Origin of the sequence: Paraburkholderia sp. SIMBA_054 (assembly GCF_046534875.1) — a bacterium.
Taxonomy (GTDB): Bacteria; Pseudomonadota; Gammaproteobacteria; order Burkholderiales; family Burkholderiaceae; genus Paraburkholderia; species Paraburkholderia hospita.
The window spans coordinates 1-243 of the sequence record NZ_JAWRXV010001513.1 but is presented as its reverse complement, the minus strand read 5'-3'; the positions used below and the strand labels follow the sequence as shown (position 1 = coordinate 243).

Below are 243 nucleotides of genomic sequence, written 5' to 3'. Positions count from 1 at the left end.
AAGATCGACATAGGGAAGCATCAATGTCAGTGGCAAGGGCCCCAGCACGGAAATCCAGATGATCTTGTAGCGGCCTATCCGATCTCCCACGATGCCACCGATCAATGCTCCTGCCGCAGAGGACATAAGAAAGATAAAAAGCATCATCTGGGCAGAAGGAATGGACAATCCGAATTTGTCCATAAGATAGAACGTGTAAAATGAGCGAAAGCTTTCACCATATGCATTCTTTGTAAACATCAG

The 243-nt window shown here is 46.1% G+C and carries 1 pseudogene; it reads right to left on the bottom strand.

What is annotated here, in order from left to right:
- Window positions 1-183: pseudogene (locus SB822_RS60085) on the bottom strand (MFS transporter); the annotation flags it as partial.
- Between the last annotated feature and the right edge of the window lie 60 nt (window positions 184-243).